The 19429-nt window shown below is 70.7% G+C and carries 20 protein-coding genes; 11 read left to right on the top strand and 9 right to left on the bottom strand.

Annotation, left to right across the window (positions count from 1 at the left end):
* Nucleotides 1-4: 4 nt before the first annotated feature.
* Nucleotides 5-487, bottom strand: coding sequence for a ribonuclease E activity regulator RraA (rraA, locus tag HEP74_RS07490; RefSeq protein ID WP_185815887.1), 483 nt, complete (start codon nt 485-487; stop codon nt 5-7).
* Between the two features lie 135 nt (nt 488-622).
* Between rraA and HEP74_RS07485 the strand changes: the two genes are divergently transcribed.
* From HEP74_RS07485 to HEP74_RS07475, 3 genes are all read left to right on the top strand, one after another.
* The gene (locus HEP74_RS07485) at nt 623-1453 is read left to right on the top strand and encodes a DUF72 domain-containing protein (RefSeq protein WP_185815886.1); all 831 of its coding nucleotides are present in this window, start codon (nt 623-625) and stop codon (nt 1451-1453) included.
* Between the two features lie 204 nt (nt 1454-1657).
* Nucleotides 1658-2623, top strand: coding sequence for a 2-keto-3-deoxygluconate transporter (kdgT, locus tag HEP74_RS07480; protein ID WP_185815885.1), 966 nt, complete (start codon nt 1658-1660; stop codon nt 2621-2623).
* An 81-nt stretch (nt 2624-2704) separates the two neighbouring features.
* Nucleotides 2705-3652 carry a DMT family transporter gene (locus tag HEP74_RS07475; protein ID WP_185815884.1) on the top strand — a complete coding sequence of 316 codons (948 nt, stop codon included), beginning with the start codon at nt 2705-2707 and terminating at the stop codon, nt 3650-3652.
* 18 nt (nt 3653-3670) lie between these two features.
* Here HEP74_RS07475 and HEP74_RS07470 read toward each other — a convergent pair whose 3' ends face one another.
* The 3 genes from HEP74_RS07470 to HEP74_RS07460 all read right to left on the bottom strand — a co-directional run bounded on the left by HEP74_RS07470 (nt 3671) and on the right by HEP74_RS07460 (nt 7683).
* Nucleotides 3671-4738 (bottom strand): GGDEF domain-containing protein, encoded by a 1068-nt coding sequence (locus HEP74_RS07470; RefSeq protein ID WP_185815883.1) that lies wholly within the window; start codon nt 4736-4738, stop codon nt 3671-3673.
* A gap of 82 nt (nt 4739-4820) precedes the next feature.
* Nucleotides 4821-5540: a pseudouridine synthase gene (locus HEP74_RS07465; RefSeq protein ID WP_185815882.1), complete on the bottom strand. Its 720-nt coding sequence runs from the start codon at nt 5538-5540 to the stop codon at nt 4821-4823.
* 133 nt (nt 5541-5673) lie between these two features.
* A complete protein-coding gene (locus HEP74_RS07460) occupies nt 5674-7683 on the bottom strand; it encodes a DEAD/DEAH box helicase (RefSeq protein ID WP_185815881.1) in 2010 nt (669 codons plus the stop codon).
* A 159-nt stretch (nt 7684-7842) separates the two neighbouring features.
* Between HEP74_RS07460 and HEP74_RS07455 the strand changes: the two genes are divergently transcribed.
* The 4 genes from HEP74_RS07455 to HEP74_RS07440 all read left to right on the top strand — a co-directional run bounded on the left by HEP74_RS07455 (nt 7843) and on the right by HEP74_RS07440 (nt 9765).
* Nucleotides 7843-8349 carry an RNA polymerase sigma factor gene (locus HEP74_RS07455; protein WP_185815880.1) on the top strand — a complete coding sequence of 169 codons (507 nt, stop codon included), beginning with the start codon at nt 7843-7845 and terminating at the stop codon, nt 8347-8349.
* Nucleotides 8350-8372: 23 nt separating this feature from the next.
* A complete protein-coding gene (locus tag HEP74_RS07450; protein ID WP_185815879.1) occupies nt 8373-9023 on the top strand; it encodes a serine/threonine protein kinase in 651 nt (216 codons plus the stop codon).
* Between the two features lie 123 nt (nt 9024-9146).
* A complete protein-coding gene (locus tag HEP74_RS07445; RefSeq protein WP_185815878.1) occupies nt 9147-9368 on the top strand; it encodes an RNA-binding S4 domain-containing protein in 222 nt (73 codons plus the stop codon).
* Nucleotides 9369-9426: 58 nt separating this feature from the next.
* Complete coding sequence (locus tag HEP74_RS07440) at nt 9427-9765, top strand: hypothetical protein (protein ID WP_185815877.1); 339 nt, start codon at nt 9427-9429, stop codon at nt 9763-9765.
* Nucleotides 9766-10146: 381 nt separating this feature from the next.
* Here HEP74_RS07440 and ubiM read toward each other — a convergent pair whose 3' ends face one another.
* The 4 genes from ubiM to HEP74_RS07420 all read right to left on the bottom strand — a co-directional run bounded on the left by ubiM (nt 10147) and on the right by HEP74_RS07420 (nt 12795).
* Nucleotides 10147-11334 (bottom strand): 5-demethoxyubiquinol-8 5-hydroxylase UbiM, encoded by a 1188-nt coding sequence (ubiM, locus tag HEP74_RS07435; RefSeq protein WP_185815876.1) that lies wholly within the window; start codon nt 11332-11334, stop codon nt 10147-10149.
* Between the two features lie 120 nt (nt 11335-11454).
* On the bottom strand, nt 11455-11844 hold the full coding sequence (locus tag HEP74_RS07430; protein WP_185822744.1) for an MAPEG family protein: 390 nt from the start codon (nt 11842-11844) through the stop codon (nt 11455-11457).
* Nucleotides 11845-11893: 49 nt separating this feature from the next.
* Nucleotides 11894-12460, bottom strand: coding sequence for a DUF4019 domain-containing protein (locus HEP74_RS07425; protein ID WP_255427910.1), 567 nt, complete (start codon nt 12458-12460; stop codon nt 11894-11896).
* 74 nt (nt 12461-12534) lie between these two features.
* The gene (locus tag HEP74_RS07420; RefSeq protein WP_185815874.1) at nt 12535-12795 is read right to left on the bottom strand and encodes a hypothetical protein; all 261 of its coding nucleotides are present in this window, start codon (nt 12793-12795) and stop codon (nt 12535-12537) included.
* 391 nt (nt 12796-13186) lie between these two features.
* Between HEP74_RS07420 and HEP74_RS07415 the strand changes: the two genes are divergently transcribed.
* Complete coding sequence (locus tag HEP74_RS07415; protein ID WP_185815873.1) at nt 13187-14032, top strand: hypothetical protein; 846 nt, start codon at nt 13187-13189, stop codon at nt 14030-14032.
* Between the two features lie 222 nt (nt 14033-14254).
* Here the strand turns inward: HEP74_RS07415 and HEP74_RS07410 are convergent, their stop codons facing one another.
* On the bottom strand, nt 14255-15337 hold the full coding sequence (locus HEP74_RS07410) for a COG3904 family protein (protein WP_185815872.1): 1083 nt from the start codon (nt 15335-15337) through the stop codon (nt 14255-14257).
* Between the two features lie 187 nt (nt 15338-15524).
* Between HEP74_RS07410 and HEP74_RS07405 the strand changes: the two genes are divergently transcribed.
* The 3 genes from HEP74_RS07405 to HEP74_RS07395 all read left to right on the top strand — a co-directional run bounded on the left by HEP74_RS07405 (nt 15525) and on the right by HEP74_RS07395 (nt 19412).
* Nucleotides 15525-17000, top strand: a complete 1476-nt coding sequence (locus tag HEP74_RS07405) for a DNA-3-methyladenine glycosylase 2 family protein (RefSeq protein ID WP_185815871.1) — start codon at nt 15525-15527, stop codon at nt 16998-17000.
* A complete protein-coding gene (locus HEP74_RS07400) occupies nt 16993-17517 on the top strand; it encodes a methylated-DNA--[protein]-cysteine S-methyltransferase (protein ID WP_185815870.1) in 525 nt (174 codons plus the stop codon). Before HEP74_RS07405 ends, HEP74_RS07400 begins: the two co-directional genes overlap by 8 nt.
* A gap of 626 nt (nt 17518-18143) precedes the next feature.
* Nucleotides 18144-19412 carry an alkaline phosphatase family protein gene (locus HEP74_RS07395; protein ID WP_185815869.1) on the top strand — a complete coding sequence of 423 codons (1269 nt, stop codon included), beginning with the start codon at nt 18144-18146 and terminating at the stop codon, nt 19410-19412.
* The last annotated feature ends 17 nt before the right edge of the window (nt 19413-19429 follow it).

Here is a 19429-nt window from a genome sequence, read left to right as displayed (position 1 = left end):
ACGCTCACGCCACGCGCAGCGCCTGCGCGGCGACCAGCACGCCGTTGCGATCGGCGTACAGCCAGTGCCCGGGCACGAACGCCACACCGGCGAACTGCAGCGGCACACCGACCTCGCCGAGGCCGCGTTTTTCGGTCTTGCGCGGGCATGCGGCCAGCGCCTGCACGCCCAGCGGCAGCGCCGCCAGCGCCTCCACGTCGCGTACGCCGCCGTGGATCAACAGCCCGGCCCACCCGTTGCGTACCGCGTTCTCGGCGATCTGGTCGCCGAGCAACGCGCAGCGCAGCGAGCCCTGCCCATCGACAACGATGACGCGGCCGGCGCCGGGCGTGGCCGCCAGTTCGCGCACCCGCGAGTTGTCCTCGAAGCAGCGCACGGTGACGATCTGCCCGCAGAACGCGGCGTGGCCGCCGTAGCTGCGGAACAGCGGTTCGGCGACCTGCACCTCGGGATGGTCGTCGCACAGATCGGGCGTGGTCCAGGTCATGGTCGGTCCGGGCAGTAGGCGGCGCCTGGATGGTAGCGCGACGCCAACGCGGCGGCAGCCGCAGCGGCCATGCACGCGACGCAGGCGCGGCCTGCGGCACAATTCGCCTCCCTGTCCGCGCCGGCGTGCACTGCCATGAACGATCTCTTCGACTCCGCCCCGGCCGCGCCGGACGGCATCCGCGTCGGCATCGGCGGCTGGACCTATGCGCCGTGGCGCGGCGGCATGTTCTACCCGCAGGGACTGGTGCAGCGCCGCGAGCTGGAATACGCCAGCCGCCACGTCACCAGCATCGAGATCAACGGCACCTACTACGGCACGCAGAAGCCGGATACCTATGCGCGCTGGCGCGACGAGGCACCGGCCGATTTCCTGTTCTCGGCCAAGGCGCCCAAGCGCATCACCGGCATGCGCAAGCTGGCCGCGGCCGGCGCGCAGATCGAGGACTTCATCGGCGGCATCGCCACGCTCGGCGACAAGCTCGGCCCGCTGGTCTGGCAGTTCGAGCACGGCCGCACGCTCGACCTCGACGAACTGGCCGCGTTCCTTGAACTGCTGCCGCAGCAGGCCGATGGCCGCCGCCTGCGGCATGTGCTGGAAGTGCGCGACCCGGCCTGCGTCGGCCCACGCCTGCTGGAGCTGGTGCGCCGCCACGGCGTAGCCACGGTGTTCACCGATTCGCCCGACTTCCCGTCCTTCGCCGATCTCAGCGCCGACTTCGTCTACGCGCGGCTGATGCGCAGCCGCGCCGAACTGGCGCACGGCTATGCACCCAAGGAATTGCGCGCCTGGGCGGCGCAGGCGCAGGCCTGGCGCCGCGGCGAGGATCCGGACGCGCTGCCGCATGCCGGCGCGCCGACCGCCAAGGCCAAGCCGCGCGAGGTGTTCGTCTATTTCATCAGCGCGGCCAAGGAACGCAATCCGGCCGCGGCGATGGCACTGCTGGCCGAACTCGGCAAGCGCTGAGCAACGGCAGCGGCGCGAGCGACCACCGGCACAGGCGACCGAGCGCACGGTGCGGCTGCGACGCGCGACTGAACCCAGCACAGACGGCACTGCGCCGCGACACCCTGTGCGCAATGCAGTTGCAGTACAAGCGGGAGCGCAACACGACACCGGCGCAGGCCGGCGCCGGATGCGCCTTTTTCCCGAGTGGACATTCCAATCCCGATGCAGATCAAGCACACGCTCGAACGCATTCCAGGCGGCATGATGCTGGTGCCGCTGCTGCTCGGCGCCGCCTGCCATAGCGCATGGCCGCAGGCTGGCGCCTTCCTCGGCTCGTTCAGTCAGGGCCTGATCGGCGGCGTGGTACCGATCCTGGCGGTGTGGTTCCTGTGCATGGGCGCCTCGATCCAGCTGCACGCCAGCGGCCGCATCCTGCGCCAGTCGGGCGTGCTGCTGCTGACCAAGCTCGGCGTGGCCTGGCTGGTGGCGGTGCTCGCGGCGCGGGTGCTGCCGCCGGCGGGAATCGCGCAGGGCTGCTGGCAAGGCGTCTCGGTGCTGGCCCTGGTCGCGGCGATGGACATGACCAACGGCGGGCTGTTCGCCTCGCTCATGCAGCAGTACGGCAAGCCCGGCGAAGCCGGTGCGGTGGTGCTGATGTCGCTGGAATCGGGCCCGTTGATGACCATGCTGATCCTCGGCAGCGCCGGCATCGTGGTGTTCGAGCCGCGCCTGTTCCTCGGCGCGGTGTTGCCGCTGCTGGTGGGTTTCGCGCTCGGCAACCTGGATCCGCAGCTGCGCGCGTTGTTCGCCGCGGCGGTGCCCGCGCTGATCCCGTTCTTCGCCTTCGCACTGGGCAATACGCTGGATCTGCATGTGATCGCCAGCGCCGGCGTGCCCGGCGTGCTGCTCGGGGTGCTGGTCGTCGTCGTCACCGGGGTCCCGTTGCTGTTCGCCGATCGGCTGCTCGGCGGCGGCAGCGGCAGCGCCGGCATCGCCGCGTCCAGCACTGCCGGCGCCGCGGTGGCGACGCCCGCGCTGATCGCGGCGATGGCGCCGCAGTTCCGTGCGGCAGCCCCGGCCGCCACCGCGCTGGTGGCGACCTCGGTGATCGTGACCTCGCTGCTGGTGCCGCTGCTGACCGCGCTGTACGCGCGCGCACGGGCCAGGCACGCGCCGCCCGGCAACTGACGCGGCAACGGCGAGGCGATTGCAGGATCTGCCGCGACAACGCCGTCCGCCGCGCCGCCGGTTTACGCGACAATAGGCGCCATGCCCCTACACCCCACGACCAAAGCCCAGCTGCAAATCCACTTCTGCGTGCTGCTGTGGGGGATCACCGCGATCCTCGGCAAGCTGATCACCCTGCCGGCGCTGCCGCTGGTGTGGTGGCGGATGCTGATGGTGGTGGCGGCGCTGGCGCTGCTGCCGCGGGTGTGGCGCGGGCTGGCCGCGCTGACCCCGAAGCTGGCGCTCGGCTACGCCGTGGTCGGCGCGCTAGTCGGCCTGCACTGGTTGACCTTCTACGGTGCGATCAAGCTGGCCAACGCCTCGGTGGCGGCGACCTGCATCGCGCTGGCGCCGGTGTTCACCGCGGTGATCGAGCCGTGGGTGGCCAAGCGCCCGTTCCGCCCCAGCGAACTGGTGTTCGGCCTGGCGGTGCTGCCGGGCGTGGCGCTGGTGGTCGGTGGCGTGCCCGACGGGATGCGCGCCGGCGTCGTGGTCGGTGCGGTCTCGGCATTGTTCGTCGCCGCGTTCGGCTCGCTCAACAAGCGCCTGGTCGATCATGCCGACCCGCTGACCGTGACCGCGCTGGAACTGGGCGCCGGCACCCTGACCCTCACGCTGCTGGCGCCGCTGCTGCCGTTCGTGCTGCCGGCGCTGAGCGGCCCGTTGCTGGTGCTGCCGAGCCTGCACGACACCCTGCTGCTGCTCGCCCTGGCGCTGCTGTGCACGCTGCTGCCGTTCGCCCTGGCGCTGGTCGCGCTGCGCCGGCTCAGCGCTTACGCGGTGCAGTTGGTGACCAACCTGGAGCCGGTCTACGCGATCGTGTTCGCGATCCTGCTGCTGGACGAGCAGAAGGAACTCACCGCGCTGTTCTACCTGGGCGTGGCGGTGATCCTGGGCGCGGTGTTCCTGCACCCGCTGCTGACCCGCGGCAAGCCAGTGCGGCACCCGGAACTGCTGGCGACCTCCGAAGCGAAGAACGCGCTGGAGTGACGCCGCCGCCGGCGCGGTTCACTCCGCCAGCGAGACGCAATCGCGGCCGGCGCGCTTGGCCCGGTACAGGGCCTGGTCGGCGCGCTTGAGCAACTGCTCGGCGCTCTCGTCCGGCTGATAGGTGGCGACGCCGAAACTGGCGGTCAATGGCACCCCGGTCTGCAGCAGGCTGGTCTCCTGGCGCAAGGTCTCGCATTCGTGCATGGCCTCGGCCGCATCCAGGCCCGGCATCAGCACCGCGAACTCTTCGCCGCCATAGCGCGCCACCAGGCTGCCTGCCGGCGCCCGCGCACGCAGCATGTCCGCCAGCGCCAGCAGCACCGCGTCGCCCTTGTCGTGGCCATGCAGATCGTTGATGTGCTTGAAATAGTCCAGGTCGAGCAAGGCCACGCTGAGCGGCGCGGGACTGAACCGCGCCGCCTCCGCGTTGACCAACAGCGCGGTGGCGAACGCGCGCCGGTTGAGCAGCCCGGTCAACGGATCGGTGCGCGACTGTTGCAGCAGTTCGGCGTTGAGCGTTTCCAGCGTGGACTGATACTGCGCCAGCTGCTGCTCGTAGCCGTCGCGCGCGTGCAACTGCAGCGCCAGCGCATGGCTGGTGCGGCGCAGCTCGATCAGCTGCATCACCTGCCGCGACAGCGCCTGCAGCGCCACCACCTGCTCCGGCTCGAGCGTGCGCGGGCGGCGGTCGAGCACGCACAGCGCGCCCACCGCCAGCCCGTCGCTGTTCACCAGCGGCGAGCCTGCGTAGAAGCGCACCCCGACCTCGGTGACCAACGGATTGAACGCGAAGCGCGGATCCACCGCGGCGTCGTTGACCACCATCACCTGCTGCGGGGTCAGGATGGTGTGGCCGCAGAACGAGTCGTCGCGCGTGGCGCTGAGCAAGGTGACGTTGCGCTGCGATTTCAGCCACTGGCGCTCGTCGTCGACCAGCGAGATCAGCGCCGACGGCGTGTCGCACAGGCTGGCGGCGATGCCGACCAGGTCGTCGTAGGACGCTTCCGGCTCGGTATCCAGGATCTGCAACGCATGCAGCGCGCGCAGGCGGTCGGCTTCGTTGTCGGGCTTGCGTGGCTTGATCACGGGAGCGGGCGGCCGGCGGCGGATGCGTGGCAAGTATCGCCAAAATCGCCGCCGATGCCAGTGAAGGCCGCGCGGCCGGGGATTACCAGTCCTGGCGCTGCGGCAGCAGGCCGCGCAGTTCCTGCTCGGTGAGGTTGCGCCACTGGCCCGGCTTCAGCGCGCCGAGCTTGATGTTGTCGATGCGCACGCGGCGCAGTTGGGTGACGCGGTAGTCGAACGCGGCGGCCATCAACCGGATCTGCCGGTTCAGGCCCTGCTCGAGCACGATGCGGAAGCCGAACTTGGCGATCCGCGCGGTGCGGCACGGCAGCGTGGTCTCGTTGTGCACGCGCACGCCGCGCGCCATGCCGCGCAGGAATTCGTCGCTGACCGGCTTGTTCACCGCCACCAGGTATTCCTTCTGGTGGCGGTTCTCGGCGCGCAGGATCTCGTTGACGATGTCGCCGTTGCTGGTCATCAGGATCAGGCCCTCGGACTCCTTGTCCAGGCGCCCGATCGGGAAGATGCGCTGCTCGTGGCCTACGAAATCGACGATATTGCCCTTGACCTCGCTCTCGGTGGTGCAGGTCACCCCGACCGGCTTGTTCAGCGCGATGTAGACGTGGCGGCGGCCGGATTTCTGCTTGGCGCGCGCGCGCAGCGGCTGGCCGTCGACCTGCACCTCGTCGCCCTCGCCCACCACCGCACCGACCCCGCCCGGCATGCCGTTGACGGTGACGCGGCGCGCGGCGATCAGCCGGTCGGCCTCGCGGCGCGAACAGTAGCCGGTTTCGGCGATGTGCTTGTTGAGGCGGATGGACATTGAGCGGGGATTCGGGAGTCGGGATTGGGGATTCGCAAAAGCGGGCTACTGCGATCCGAGGCAGTAGCGAGGTTGGGACAGAAAAGCGGAAGCGGGGACGAATCCCCACTCCCGAATCCCCAATCCCGGCCCCTCAGCGCTTCGGCGGACCCTTGCGCGGCGGGCGATCGCCGGCCTTGTCGGCCATGCGGGTGGCAGCGCCGGCCGGGCGCGGACCGGCCGCGTTCGGGCGGCCGCCGGGCTTGCCGGCGGCGCGCGCGAACTTGGGCTTGAACGGCGCGCTGGCGCCCGCGTCGTCGCCGTCGAGCTTGCGCATCTGCAGTTGCTGACCCGAGACCCAGACCTTCTTCAGGTGGGTCAGCAGCTCGCGCGGCATGTCCGCCGGCAGGTCCAGCACCGAATAGTCGTCGTGGATGTCGATGCGGCCGATGTACTTGCTCTCCAGGCCCGCCTCGTTGGCGATCGCGCCGACGATGTTGGCCGGCTTGACCCCGTGCTGGTGGCCGACCTCGATGCGGTAGGTCTCCATACCCACTTCCGGCTCGCCGCGCGGCGCCTTGGGCGCCTTGTCGCGGCGCGGGGCCTCGAAGCTGCCGACGTCGCGCTGGTAGTCGTAGTCGGGGCCGTGCCCGGCCGGCGCGGGACGCGGCGCACGCGGCGGCGCGCGCTCGCCTTCGTCGCGGCGCGGCGGGCGCGCTTCGCGGTCGAACTTCGGCTCGAACTTCGGACGTTCCGTGCGCTCGCCGCGGTCGGCGCGCTCGCGGCGCTCGGCACCGGGCCGCTCGAAGCGCTCGGCCTGCGGCGGACGCGCGCGCTCCGGCGCCAGCAGCAGCGGCGTGTCGCCCTGCAGCAGGCGCGCCAGCGCCGCGGCCACTTCGACCATCGGCACGTTCTTCTCGGTCTCGAAACGCTGCAGCAGGTCGCGGTAGGTGTCGATGCCGCCGCCGGCGATGGTCTCGCTGATCTTTTCCATGAAGCGGGTCACGCGCTGGTCGTTGACCGCGTCCACGCTCGGCAGCTGCATCTCTTCGATCGGCTGCCGGGTGGCGCGCTCGATCGCGCGCAGCATGCCCTTCTCGCGCGGGCTGACGAACAGGATCGCCTCGCCGCTGCGGCCGGCGCGGCCGGTGCGGCCGATGCGGTGCACGTAGCTTTCGGTGTCGTACGGAATGTCGTAGTTCAGCACGTGGCTGATCCGCTCCACGTCCAGGCCGCGCGCGGCCACGTCGGTGGCGACCAGGATGTCGAGCTTGCCGTCCTTGAGCTGCTGGATCACCCGCTCGCGCTGCGACTGCTGGATGTCGCCGTTGATCGCCGCGGCGGCCAGGCCGCGCGCCTGCAGCTTCTGCGCCAGCTCGTCGGTGGCGGCCTTGGTGCGCGCGAACACGATCATCGCGTCGAACGGCTCCACTTCCAGGATGCGGGTCAGCGCATCGAGCTTGTGCAAGCCGCTGACCGCCCAGTAACGCTGGCGGACATTCGCCGACGTGGTGGTCTTGGAGGCGATGATGACTTCGGCCGGATCGTTCAGATAGGTCTGTGCGATGCGCTTGATCGCGGTCGGCATGGTCGCCGAGAACAGCGCCACCTGGCGCGAGGCCGGCAGCTTCTTCAGCACCGCCTCGACGTCGTCGATGAAGCCCATGCGCAGCATCTCGTCGGCCTCGTCGAGCACCAGCGTCTTCAGCTCCGACAGATCCAGGGTGCCGCGCTCGAGGTGGTCGATGACCCGCCCCGGGGTGCCCACCACCACGTGCACGCCGCGCTTGAGCGCCGACAGCTGCTGCACGTAGGGCTGGCCGCCGTACACCGGCAACACCTGGAAGCCGGGGATCGCGCCGGCGTAGCGATGGAACGCCTCGGCGACCTGGATCGCCAGCTCGCGGGTCGGCGCCAGCACCAGCGCCTGCGGCTTGCGCTGGTTGAAGTCCAGCCGCGACAGGATCGGCAGCGCGAACGCGGCGGTCTTGCCGGTGCCGGTCTGGGCTTGGCCGAGCAGGTCGCGGCCGGTCAGCAGCGCGGGAATGGTGGCGGCCTGGATCGGCGACGGCGACTCGTAGCCGACATCGGCGACAGCTTTCATCACAGCAGGCGAGAGGCCGAGATCTGCGAACAGCAGCGGCGCGGGGGTATCTTGGGACATGGGAGACTCCGGAGGCGCCGCAGAGAACCGGCAGGCGCAAAGAAGTGCATTGTGCGCCTTGGCGGGCCGCATGTCTAAACCGGGTGAACGAAGCCGTTCAGGCGTGAGAAACCCCAGCCTGCCGCGAACCACCTTGCAGACCCTTCCGCGACCCGCCCCATGCCCGACGCCCCCACCCCTGCCGCACCGGCCCCAACCGACTTCGCCACGCTGTTCCAGGCGCACCGCGGCATCGCCGCGAAAGTGGCCGGCAGCTATTGCCGGGATCCGGACGACCGTGCCGACCTGATCCAGGAGATCGCCACGCAGGCCTGGCGGGCCTTCCCCCGCTACGACCGGCAGCGGCCGTTCTCCACCTGGCTGTACCGGATCGCGCTGAACGTGGCGATCGGCGACCTGCGCGGGCGCAGCCGCGCGCATCGGCAGACGCTGCCGCTGGAGGACCTGGACCTAGCCGATCCGCACGCCGCCGACCCGGAACGCGAGCGCCAGGTACAGGCCCTGTACCGCTTCATCGCGCAGCTGCCGGCGCTGGAACGGGCGCTGGCGCTGCTGTACCTGGACGACCGCCCGCAGCGCGAGATCGCCGAGATCCTGGGCATCGGCGAAAGCAACGTCTCCACCAAGATCGGCCGCCTCAAGCAACGCCTCCGCGACGAACTCTGACTCTCACACACAGGACCTTCGACATGCACCCCGACGAACTGAAACACGCCTGGCAGGCGCTGGACCAGCGCCTGCAACGCCACGACCGCCTGCAAGCGCAGCAGCTGCTGCAGCACAACCTGCAGCGTAGCCTGCGCCCGCTGCTGTGGGGCCAGCTGCTGCAGCTGCCGTTCGGCCTGTGCTGCATCGCCCTGGCCGGCCTGCTGTGGAGCCGCGGCGGCGCGCTGCCGGCGCACCTGATCACCGCCGGCGTGGCGGTGCATGCCTATGGCGTGGTCACCGTGGCGCTGGCCGGCATCGTGCTGGGCCGGCTGCTGCAGGTCGACTACAGCGCGCCGGTGCTGGAGATCCAGCAGCGGATCGCGCGCACCCGGCGCTGGTACGTCGGCAGCGGCGTGGTCTGCGGGCTGTCGTGGTGGCTGCTGTGGGTGCCGGTGCTGATGGTGCTGGCCGCGCTCGCCGGCATCGACCTGCTGGCAAGGGCGCAGGCCGTGGTGTGGATCGGGCTCGGCGCCGGGCTGGCGGGGCTTGCCGGCAGCGCATGGCTGTATCGCCGTTCGCGCGATCCCGGGCAGCCGCGGCTGCGGCGCATCGTCGACGACGGCCTGGGCGGAGCGAGCCTGCGCAGGGCCAGCGGCCTGCTCGACGAGGTGGAGCGTTTTCGGCACGAATGAGCGCGCAGCCGCTGCGTTGCGGTGCACGCGAAGATGTACGGCGCGGCGTGCGCAGCGCGAAGTCCGAGCGTTTCCTTCGCGAATGACCGACAATGGGCGCCGATTTCCGAACAGCGTCCCCCAATGCAGACCATCGATCTCCAGTTAGAAAGCGACTATGTCGAACTCAAGCACCTGCTGAAACTGACCGGCGTGTGCGACAGCGGCGGCGCGGCCAAGACCGTGATCAGCGAAGGCCAGGTGCGCGTGGACGGCGAAGTCGAAGTGCGCAAGGCCTGCAAGGTCCGCGCGGGCCAGGTGGTCGAACTGGACGACGTGCAGATCCGGGTGATCGGCAAGGCATGAGCGTGGCCGGCGCGCCCTGCGCGTCGCTTCCCCGGCGGTACGACGCGGCAGCCGCGCCATGCTGACCAGCATCGGCATGCGCAACATCGCGCCGTCGGCGGACGATCCGCTGCATGACGTGTACGAAGTGCTGATCGATCCGGCCGCAGCGCGGCCGCTGTGCCTGGCGCAATCCATCCATGGCGGGCATGCCGACCGTGGCGGCGCGATCTTCCTGGGGCTGGACGAGCTGGATGCCTGGGCCGGCGACTGGCGCCTGCACCTGCGCCACGCCGACTGCCCCTGGGCCATCGCACCGATCGAAGCGGCGCAGCGCGGCGGCGACGCGCAAGCCACCTTCGCCCACCTCATCGCCGAGGCGGACGCACGCCGCCTCGCCCGCACGCCGCGGCGCTAGCGCGGTTTTTTTCTTGCCTTCATTCGGGCGATTGCATTTTTGTGGGAGCGACTTCAGTCGCGACGAGCTCTACCGGTAACGCCCGTCGCGACTGAAGTCGCTCCCACAATTACTTCGCCAAGCGAATAGGACAGCCAGCATTCGCGTGCCGATCCATAGGCCATGCCATCACTACAGCTGGCGCCGGATTTTTGTAGGAGCGGCTTCAGCCGCGACCGGAACTTTCTGGTAACGCCCTGTCGCGGCTGAAGCCGCTCCTACAGGGTGCATGCAGGCAGGAGAAAGAAGCGTTGCGCGGTGGCACTGGCTTGGCGGCGCGGCTGTCGCCGTAGCTCGCCGAGCAACGGCTATGTCTCCCAGCATCCCTCAGGCGTCCACGCCTCAGCGCACACCCACCGCAGCACGCTGGGTCAGGTGCGCGGCGATCGCGCGCTTGAACGGCGCCACCTTGTCGGCCACGCGCAAGGCCGCGTTGCGCAGCGCGCGCGCCGGCAGGCGGTCGTCGGTGTACAGCGCGGCGATCGCGCTGGTCGCCTCGTACAGCGGGCGCGTGGCCAGGCGATGGCCGCGTTCGTAGCCGGCCAGCAAGGCCGGCGCGGCGATGTCGCGACCCTGTGCCGCGGCCGCGTGCAGCGCGCGCGCCAGCCGCGCCTGGCTCTGCAGGCCGAAATTGAAGCCGTGCGCGGTCACCGGATGCATGCCCACCGCCGCGTCGCCGATCAGCGCATAGCGCTTGCCGACGAAGCGTTGCGCGTACACCGCGACCAGCGGATACGCCTGCGGCCGCACGATCGGCGTCATCGCGCCGAGCCGGTGCTCGAAGCGCGCGCTGATCTCCGCGCCTAGCTCGGCGGCGTCCATGTCCAGCAGCGCCTGCGCGCGATCCGGCGGCAGGGTCAGCACCGCCGAGGCCTGGTTGCCGTGCAGCGGCAGCAGCGCCAGGGTCTGGCCGTAGCCGAACCACTCCCACGCGGTGTGATGATGCGGGCGTTCGTGGCTGACCCGGCACACCAGCATGCTGCGGCCGAAATCGCGCATCTGCGCGCCGATGCCGAGCATGCGCCGGGTGGTCGAGAAACGGCTGTCGGCGGCCACCACCAGGCGCGCAGTCAGTGCCTCGCCATTGGACAGGCTCAGCTGCGCCTGGCTGTCGTCGCTACGCAGCGCCTGCACCGAGACGCCGTCGAGCAGGGTCAGGCCCGGCTGTGCCTGCACCGCGGCGAACGCGGCACGGCGGATCAGGTGGTTGGGCACCAGCCAGCCCAGGTCGCCGCGGCGGTCCTGGCTGGCGGCGAAGGTCAGCGCGAACGGCGAGGAGCCGTTCATCACCCGCGCATCGCGCAGCGGCGCGATCGCGTCCGGATCGATCCGCGACCACAGGTCCAGTTGCTCCAGCAGCGTGCGCGAGGCGTGGGTCAGCGCGATCTCGCGGCCATCGAAGGCGGCCTCGGCCAGCGCGGCGCGCGGCTGCGGTTCGATCAGCGCCAGCGACAGGCCGCTACCGGCCAGCGAGCGGGCGAAACACAGGCCCGCGGGGCCGGCACCGACAATGGCGATATCCACATGCATTGCTGCGCTTCCTGTCTCGGACGCAGCCAGCATAAACCCGCCGCGGCGCGCGGCATTGATCTGGATCAGCGCTGCGGCAAACGGTCGCAGCGTCGCGCTTGCGACGCGATGCGCGCAGCCTCAGAACAGCGCCCACACCAGTTGCAGGATCGACCACAGCGACACCGCCCAGACCAGGCTGCGCAAGTAAGGCACGCCCGCCGCGTACAACGGCACATAGGCCAGCCGCGCCCAGAAATACAGCTGCGCCGCCAGCGCGGTATGCGCACTGCCCTTGCCCATCGCCACCACCGCCAGCGCCGCGGCGGCGAAGAACGGGAAGGTCTCCAGGAAGTTGCGCAGCGCGCGGTCCAGGCGCCCGGCCACGCCGGAGGGCGGCGGCAGCTGCGCGTCGCGCGCGCCGGCATTCCACTTCAGGCCGCGCTGCGCGGTGACGAACGCCGCGGCCAGCAGCAGTTGCACGATCCCGAGCAGGATCGCCCAGGCCAGCATGCGGATTTCGATACTCATCGACACCTCGGTCGGTTGCGAAAACTAGGGAGCGACGCGCGCATGCGCGTCAGTTCGGCGGACCGACGTGATAGCCGACCAGGCGCCAGGTCTTGTCCTCGTCCAGGCGCAGTGAGACCAGCTCGCGCACCGGTTGCGGCGCGTTGGCGAACCGGCTGGGGAAACTGACGTTGACGTAGACCCCCGGCGGCACCTGCGAACCGGCCGCGTACTGCACCCGCGCCACGCTGGCCACGCCGCGACCGAGCAGCGCGCCGAGCCGTGCGCGGCCGGCATCGACCTGGCGCACGAACGCATCGCGCGCGACGGCCTTCTTGGCCACCGCGGATGCGCCGTCCCACAGCTCGCCGCTGCGTCCGGCATCGACCAGCTGCGCGGCGCGCAGGCCGGCCTGCGCCATCTGCGCGTCCTGCTTGGACAGCGGGCCCGGCGCAGCAGGATCGGCATGCTTGGCCGCGGCGGGTCTGGCGGCGGCGGGCTTGGGCGGCGCTGGCTGCGCCGCAGCCTGGGCCGGCGCGGATTGCGCAGGGACGCTCTGCGTCGGCGCGGTCTGCGCCGCCGCAGCGAACACGGCAGCGCCCAGCAGCGCGGGGAACAGGCGAAGTGACAACGGCATGGGCATCGCTCAGGCGGCGCGGTGACGGCGGGGGCCGCAGTCTACGCCGGCCATGTGCGCCCGCGCAGCGGCGCTCACGGCTCCTCGCCTGGCGCGGCCGCGCTCACCGGCACCGCATAGCGCTGCCGATGCCAGGCGCGCCAGCTCGCCCACAGCGCCCACACGGTGCCGCCGAGCAAGGCGGCCAGGCTCAGCAGCGAGGCGGTGCGCGCCAGCACCTGCGCATACCTGCCGCTGGCGAAATGCAGCAGCAGCTCCGCCACCAGGAAACCGCCCACCACCAGCAAGGCCGGGGGCAGGTACAGCCGCATCATCATCTTCGATCCGACCGACATGCCAGGCGCCTCCAGGGAATTGGCCCGGACGCTAGCGTCAGCGCGGTGCCGGCGACGTGAAAGCCCGGCCGGCGCAACGGAAGACTGGCCCGGGCGAGCCGAAGCCCGGGGCCGCCCCGCAATCCAGCCTGCCGGTGATCCGCCAGGCGCTCCTCGGCGCGCCATGCCGCCCGCCCCTGCCACTGTCCGCGGCGTGGATGCGCTGTGGATACCCGCGCCAGCCCATTTGTGCCAGAGTGGCGCGAGGCCGTGAACCCATACATGGGAATGGCTGGGCCGCAGTGGCAAGCGGTCCGACAGCGCTCAGGGGTGATCTGGGAGAAAGCCGACATTTCCAACATGCAGCATGGCGGCGATCGCCGCGTGCTGCGTTGTCCGTAGAGGATTGCCGATGTCCATCACGACGAAACGCAACGGCTGGAGCGGCCCGGTGCTGGTTGTGGCGCTGTGCGCCGCTATCGTCATTTTCGGAAAACCCGCGCGCTATTCGATTCCGGTCTCGCTTGCGCTTTCGGCCATCCAACTCCTGGCGATGGCCATCGCGGCAGCGCCGCTGCTGTTGCGGGCGTGGCGCTCCGGGGATGAACACCGGCGTCGGATCGCGCTTGTCGGCACCTTGTTGATACTGCCCTGGGCTCTACTGACGCTGATGCCGGGCTACGGTCCGCCGTTCGCTTCGAATCTCGCAATGAACCATGTCCGGTTCGTCATTCTTTTTGTCTCGGCTGCGGTTCTTGGTGCGGGTCTGTTCCTGCTCAAAGAGCCGTTGGCCGACGCTGCAGGCGATCGCCTGCTTGCACCGCTGGGACAGGCAAGCGGCCTGTTTGCCGCACTCATTCAACTCGTCTGGGCTGCGCTGATGATCGGCTGGACAATGTCCGAAGCGCATAAACCCGCAGCCTATCTGCCGCTGTACGGCACGCCGCTCGGCAATGCCGCGGACGTCCTGCTCTTCTTCGCAGGATTGATGACGTATGTTTCCACTGCGCTCTATGCACTGTCGTTCGCACGGCAGGGCTGGCTTCGGCCCGCATGGGCGGGAATCATCGCGTCGGTGGCCGCTCTCGCCGTCGTTGCGCTGATGGTGCGCGGCCTCCAGTATCCCGACTTGCCCGACGATTGGTTCGCCATGCCCGGCATGATCGTCGGCATCCCCGCGATCCCCTGGCTGATGCCCTACCTGCTCGGGGTGTGTGCGCTGGTGCATGCGGCTCACGGGCCGAAGGTTGTTGCGTAAGCGGCAGGCTTGAACCGCACGAGCGGAGCTACGGCAGCACCTGGCGCGATTCCATGCCGACCGCAGCATGCATCTTCGGCCTACCACTACCGCCACGTGCAGGCCGTCAGGACGCGCACGCCGATTGGATCCGCCGCCGCTTTCACGCGCAGGGGGGATAGGCTCCGCACTGCACGCCCATCCAGGCATGCCCTGGCTGAACAAGCTGCCGAGCGATCGCAGCTATGCGCCCGGCGAGGCCAGCGGCAGCGTGGCCACGTCGATTTCCGACAGCGGGCTCTCCGCCGGGCAGGCCTGGTCGGGGAAGCCGAAGCGCTGCTTCAGCGCCTGGCCGCAGGCGGTCAGCGACTCCAGGTCCACGCCCTTGGCCTTGCACTCGTGGTCGAACGCGATCAGGAACGCGTCCTTGCGCCGCACGAAATCGTCGCCGCACTTGCGCAGCTGCTTGATCCGCTCCAGGTCGTCCTGCACCGCGTTGGTGCCGTCCAGCCCGTACTGCTTGAGTTCGTCGTTGCTGAGCAGGCGCAGGCTGCGGTTGGGCACGGTCATCATCAGGTCGGCCACCGCCACGGCCACGCCGTTGCGCTCCAGGTAGTCCTTGACGTTGCCGTAGACCTCCTGCAGTTCGCGATTGAGCTCGGCGCGCGAGGTGGCAGTGGAACTGATCCGCATCATGCGGTGGATGCCGACCTTGCCGGAGATCAGCCGGTTGTCGCCAGCGGCGAGCACGAACACGCAGGCGCTATGGCAGATTGAGCCCTCGCGCACCCAGATGGTCCAGCCGGACTCGCCGATCGCATCGCCGGCGCGGATCGCCGCCTCGACCTGGCCGCCGCTGGAATCCAGGTCCAGCACGCGCTTGCCGATGCCGGCGTGCGCGGCGACCTCGGCCAGGCGCCGCACCATCTCGGCGAAACCGGCGTTGATCTTGCCTTCGTAGCGCACCCGCAGCAGGCCGCGCTCGCGGCATGGCGCCAGCGCCGCCTCGATGGTCGGCCGATCCAGCCCGGCCAGCGCCTCGCCGTCGCCGGCCTCGGCCGCGTAGTCGGTGTCGCAGCTGACGAAGGCCTCGCCGTTCTCCAGCGCCGCCTGCTCCCAGACGTCGGGATCGGGTTTGGGCGTGGTGGCAGGCCGCGGCGCCGGCGCGGGCGGCGGCGTCCCGACCGACACCATGTGCTCGCCATCGCCTGGCGGGCTGTCGGCCACGGTCCTGCCGGCGGATGGCGCGCCCTGCTGGCACGACAACAGGCCGACGCAGCACAACGACAGCCACCAGATTTTTGACGGAAGAGGCAAGCAGGACATCCGCGAAGGAAGAGACGGCGCTTTCGAAATGCGCGTCGCTAGTCTAGTGCCGATACGCATTCGGTTCCCAACTGCGCCTAAACCGCCGGCCTCCCGCCAGGGGGCGTGCGCATGGACCCCGCCGGGCCGCTGCATCCATGTCCGAAAACGGCGAGTCGGGCGCAGCGGCGCGGACTAGACTGGCCGCATGCCGCACATCACGCTCGACGACCACGACCTCTACGACCGCGCCCGCCAGTCCCGCGATGCGCGCTTCGACGGGGTGTTCTTCACCGCCGTGCGCAGCACCGGCATCTACTGCCGGCCGGTGTGCCCGGCACCGGCGCCCAAGCGCAGCAACGTGCGCTACTACCCCAGTGCCGCCGCCGCGGCCGCGGCCGGCTACCGCCCCTGCCTGCGCTGCCGGCCGGAACTGTCGCCGGAAGCGCAACAGCACCTGGGCGAGGAATCGGTGCAGCGTGCGCTGGCGCTGATCGCCGAGGGCGCGCTGCAGGACGCCAGCGTCGAACGGCTCGCCGCCGAGGTCGGACTCAGCGCGCGCCAGTTGCAGCGCGTGTTCGTCGCCCAGCTCGGCGCCACCCCGGCAGCGGTGCATGCGACGCGACGCCTGCTGCTGGCCAAGCAATTGCTGACCGAGACCGCGCTGCCGATCACCCAGGTGGCGTTGGCAGCCGGTTTCAACAGCCTGAGGCGCTTCAACACCGCGTTCCTGGAGGGCTGCGGGATGCCGCCGTCGGCGATCCGCAAACAGCGCGCCGAGGTGCCCGGCGGCGATCTGCTGCTGCGCCTGGGCTACCGCCCGCCGCTGGATTTCGCGGCCATGTTGGCATTCCTGCGCAAGCGCGCGATCCCCGGCATCGAGCGCATCGGCGAGGCCAGCTACGAGCGCGTGCTCGGCCCACTCGATGCCTCCACCAGGATCCGCGTCGAGGCCGATCCGCAGCGCCACGAATTGCGCCTGCAGATCGCCGCGGCCGATCCGCGCGCGATCCCCGACATCGTGCGGCGGGTGCGCCGCATCTTCGACCTGGACGCCGACCTGCGCGCGGTGCACGCCACGCTCGGCGCCGAACCGCTGCTGGCGCGCGCGATCGCGCGGCGTCCGGGACTGCGCGTGCCCGGCGGCTGGGACGGCTTCGAAGTGGCGGTGCGCGCGGTGCTCGGCCAGCAGGTCAGCGTGGCCGGCGCGGCGACCCTGGCCGCGCGCCTGGTCGAGCGCCACGGCGCGTATCGACCGGGCCAGGCGCCCGGCCTGGACCGCGCGTTCCCGGCGCCGCAGGACCTGCTGGACGCGCCGCTGGAGGCGATCGGCCTGCCGCGCTCGCGCGCCGCCACGATCCGCGCGCTGGCCGCGGCGGTGGTGGACGGACGCCTGCAGTTCCGCGCCGGCCAGCGCCTGTCCGAGTTCGTCGAACGCGCCACCGCCCTGCCCGGCATCGGCGCCTGGACCGCGCACTACATCGCGCTGCGCGCGCTCGGCCAGCCCGATGCGTTCCCGGCCGGCGACCTGGTCCTGCAACGCATGCTCGGCGCCGACGGCGCGCGCCTGAGCGAACGCGCCACCGACGCCCGCGCGCAGGCCTGGCGGCCATGGCGCGCCTATGCCGTGCTGCACCTGTGGCACCTGGCCGGCGATCCACCCGAGGAGACTCCCCATGACTGAGCAACGCCTGTACTACGACGCCTTCGCCACCCCGATCGGCGAACTGACCGTGGCCGTCGGCGACGACGGCGTGCGCCACATCCTGTTCCCGGAGAACCGCTACGACGCGCGCGGGCGCGCCGACTGGATCCGCGACGCGGCGCCGGTGCGCGCAGCGCGCGAGCAGTTGCTGGCGTATTTCGCCGGCGAACGCACCCGCTTCGACCTGCCGCTGGCGCCGCGCGGCACCGCCTTCCAGTGTCGCGTGTGGCAGGCGCTGGCGCAGATTCCGTTCGGCGCGACCTGGAGCTACGCGCAGCTGGCGCGGCATATCGAGCAGCCGCGTGCGGTGCGCGCGGTCGGCGCCGCCAACGGCCGCAATCCGCTGCCGATCGTGCTGCCCTGCCATCGCGTGATCGGCGCCAACGGCACCCTGACCGGCTTCGGCGGCGGCCTGCCGACCAAGGCCGCGCTGCTGGCGCTGGAGCGGCGTGGCGCCGTCGAGGCGGACGGCGGGATGGCGTCGTTGTTCGACTGAGCTGCGGTGCTCTTGCGCGCCGACAGGCGAATGAGGGCAGCGAGGTGCCCGACAACCGCTCCCTTCTCCCTACAGGGGGAAGGTGCCCCGCAGGGGCGGATGGGGGTACGGGCGAAGCCTCGTGCACCCAAACTCAGCGAGTCGCTTCGCGCCATACCCTCACCCCAACCCCTCTCGCGGGGGGAGAGGGGCTACGGCAGCTACCTTCTCCCCTCGGGAGAAGGTGCCCCGAAGGGGCCGGGCGAAGCCTCCTGCACCCGAACTCAGCGAGACGCTTCGCGCCGGACCCTCACCCCAACCCCTCTCCCGGTGGGAGAGGGGCTAGCTGCTGTTCCTTCTCCCATCGGGAGAAGGTGCCCCGCAGGGGCGGATGAGGGTACGGGCGCAGCCTCGTGCACCCAAACTCAGCGAGTCGCTTCGCGCCGTACCCTCACCCCAACCCCTCTCCCGGCGGGAGAGGGGCTGCTGCGGTCGGCAGCTGTGCGAGTGCGTGCTTTTCGTTTGGCAGCACGCTGCCGCTGCCACCGTCGAAACGCATCGCTGTACCCCGAATGCGTCGGCCATCGTGCGTGCGCGGCACGCACGATGTCTTCGCCAGGTCACCGGACGCGTCTTATCATGCGCCGATGACTTCCATCGCCCTACGACTGGCAAGCGCCTGCGCGGCGCTGCTGCTCGGCGCTTGCGCCTCCGCCCCCTCTTCTCCCACTGCCAAGGCCACCGCGCCGCACGCCGCGTCCAGCCAGGCGCAGCGGCCGTTGCTGCTGCTGATCTCGATCGACGCGCTGCGCGCGGACATGCTCGATCGCGGCATCGCGCCGAACCTCAGCCGGCTGGCGCGCGAGGGCGTGCGTGCGCGATGGATGACGCCGTCCTATCCGTCGCTGACCTTCCCCAACCACTACACCCTGGTCACCGGGCTGCGTCCGGACCACCACGGCATCGTCCACAACAGCATGAACGACCCGCTGCTGGGCACGTTCCGGGTCAGCGACCGCGACGCGGTCGGCGATGGCCGCTGGTGGGGCGGCGAACCGATCTGGGTCGGCGCCGAGAAGGCCGGCCTGCCCTCGGCGAGCTGGGCCTGGCCGGGCAACGAAGCGGCGATCCAGGGCGTGCGCCCGAGCCGCCGCCAGGCTTTCGACAAAGACGTCGCGCCGAACGCGCGGGTCGACCAGGTGCTGGGCTGGCTGGACGATCGCAGCGCGCCGCAGCCGCAGCTGCTGACCCTGTATTTCGAGCAGGTCGACGAGGCAGGCCACGGCTTCGGCCCGCAATCGGCGCAGTACGCGCGCGCGATCGAACAGGTCGACGCGGCGATCGGCCGCCTGCTCGACGGGCTGGCCCGGCGCGGGCAACTGGATCGCACCAACCTGATCGTGGTCTCCGACCACGGCATGGCGACGGTGCCGGCGCAGCAGGTGGTCATCGTCGAGGACATGGTGTCGATGCAAGAGGCCGAGGTGGTCAGCTACGGCCAGTCGGTCGGCATCGCGCCGCGGCCCGGCCAGGAGGCCAGGGTCGAAGCCAAGCTGCTCGGCGCGCATCCGCAGTACGACTGCTGGCGCAAGGCCGAGCTGCCGGCGCGCTGGCGCTACGGCAGCAATCCGCGCGTCCCGCCGATCGTGTGCCAGATGCACGAAGGCTGGGACGCGCTGCCGGCCGAGCGCGCCGCGGAGAAGCCGCAGACCGGCCTGCGTGGTTCGCACGGCTACGATCCGGCGCTGCCGTCGATGCGCGCGGTGTTCATCGCGCGCGGCCCGGCGTTCCGCCAGGGCGCCACGCTGGCGCCGTTCGACAATGTCGATGTGTATCCGCTGCTGACCCGGCTGCTGGGAATTCCCGCCGCGCCCAACGACGGCGATCCGCAGGCGCTGCTGCCGGCATTGCGCTGAGCGCCGCGTCGCAGCGC

It is taken from the genome of Xanthomonas sp. SS (assembly GCF_014236835.1).
GTDB lineage: Bacteria > Pseudomonadota > Gammaproteobacteria > Xanthomonadales > Xanthomonadaceae > Xanthomonas_A.
The sequence above is the reverse complement of the archived record's forward strand: the minus strand, read 5'-3'. Positions and strand labels throughout refer to the sequence as shown.

Excerpts from the sequence above, each read along its gene's own strand:
- rraA (WP_185815887.1), bottom strand. The coding sequence starts at position 487 with ATGACCTGGACCACGCCCGATCTGTGCGACGACCATCCCGAGGTGCAG.
- HEP74_RS07485 (WP_185815886.1), top strand. The coding sequence starts at position 623 with ATGAACGATCTCTTCGACTCCGCCCCGGCCGCGCCGGACGGCATCCGC.
- kdgT (WP_185815885.1), top strand. The coding sequence starts at position 1,658 with ATGCAGATCAAGCACACGCTCGAACGCATTCCAGGCGGCATGATGCTG.
- HEP74_RS07475 (WP_185815884.1), top strand. The coding sequence starts at position 2,705 with ATGCCCCTACACCCCACGACCAAAGCCCAGCTGCAAATCCACTTCTGC.
- HEP74_RS07465 (WP_185815882.1), bottom strand. The coding sequence starts at position 5,540 with ATGTCCATCCGCCTCAACAAGCACATCGCCGAAACCGGCTACTGTTCG.
- HEP74_RS07460 (WP_185815881.1), bottom strand. The coding sequence starts at position 7,683 with ATGTCCCAAGATACCCCCGCGCCGCTGCTGTTCGCAGATCTCGGCCTC.
- HEP74_RS07455 (WP_185815880.1), top strand. The coding sequence starts at position 7,843 with ATGCCCGACGCCCCCACCCCTGCCGCACCGGCCCCAACCGACTTCGCC.
- HEP74_RS07450 (WP_185815879.1), top strand. The coding sequence starts at position 8,373 with ATGCACCCCGACGAACTGAAACACGCCTGGCAGGCGCTGGACCAGCGC.
- HEP74_RS07445 (WP_185815878.1), top strand. The coding sequence starts at position 9,147 with ATGCAGACCATCGATCTCCAGTTAGAAAGCGACTATGTCGAACTCAAG.
- HEP74_RS07440 (WP_185815877.1), top strand. The coding sequence starts at position 9,427 with ATGCTGACCAGCATCGGCATGCGCAACATCGCGCCGTCGGCGGACGAT.
- ubiM (WP_185815876.1), bottom strand. The coding sequence starts at position 11,334 with ATGCATGTGGATATCGCCATTGTCGGTGCCGGCCCCGCGGGCCTGTGT.
- HEP74_RS07430 (WP_185822744.1), bottom strand. The coding sequence starts at position 11,844 with ATGAGTATCGAAATCCGCATGCTGGCCTGGGCGATCCTGCTCGGGATC.
- HEP74_RS07425 (WP_255427910.1), bottom strand. The coding sequence starts at position 12,460 with ATGCCGTTGTCACTTCGCCTGTTCCCCGCGCTGCTGGGCGCTGCCGTG.
- HEP74_RS07420 (WP_185815874.1), bottom strand. The coding sequence starts at position 12,795 with ATGTCGGTCGGATCGAAGATGATGATGCGGCTGTACCTGCCCCCGGCC.
- HEP74_RS07415 (WP_185815873.1), top strand. The coding sequence starts at position 13,187 with ATGTCCATCACGACGAAACGCAACGGCTGGAGCGGCCCGGTGCTGGTT.
- HEP74_RS07410 (WP_185815872.1), bottom strand. The coding sequence starts at position 15,337 with ATGTCCTGCTTGCCTCTTCCGTCAAAAATCTGGTGGCTGTCGTTGTGC.
- HEP74_RS07405 (WP_185815871.1), top strand. The coding sequence starts at position 15,525 with ATGCCGCACATCACGCTCGACGACCACGACCTCTACGACCGCGCCCGC.
- HEP74_RS07400 (WP_185815870.1), top strand. The coding sequence starts at position 16,993 with ATGACTGAGCAACGCCTGTACTACGACGCCTTCGCCACCCCGATCGGC.
- HEP74_RS07395 (WP_185815869.1), top strand. The coding sequence starts at position 18,144 with ATGACTTCCATCGCCCTACGACTGGCAAGCGCCTGCGCGGCGCTGCTG.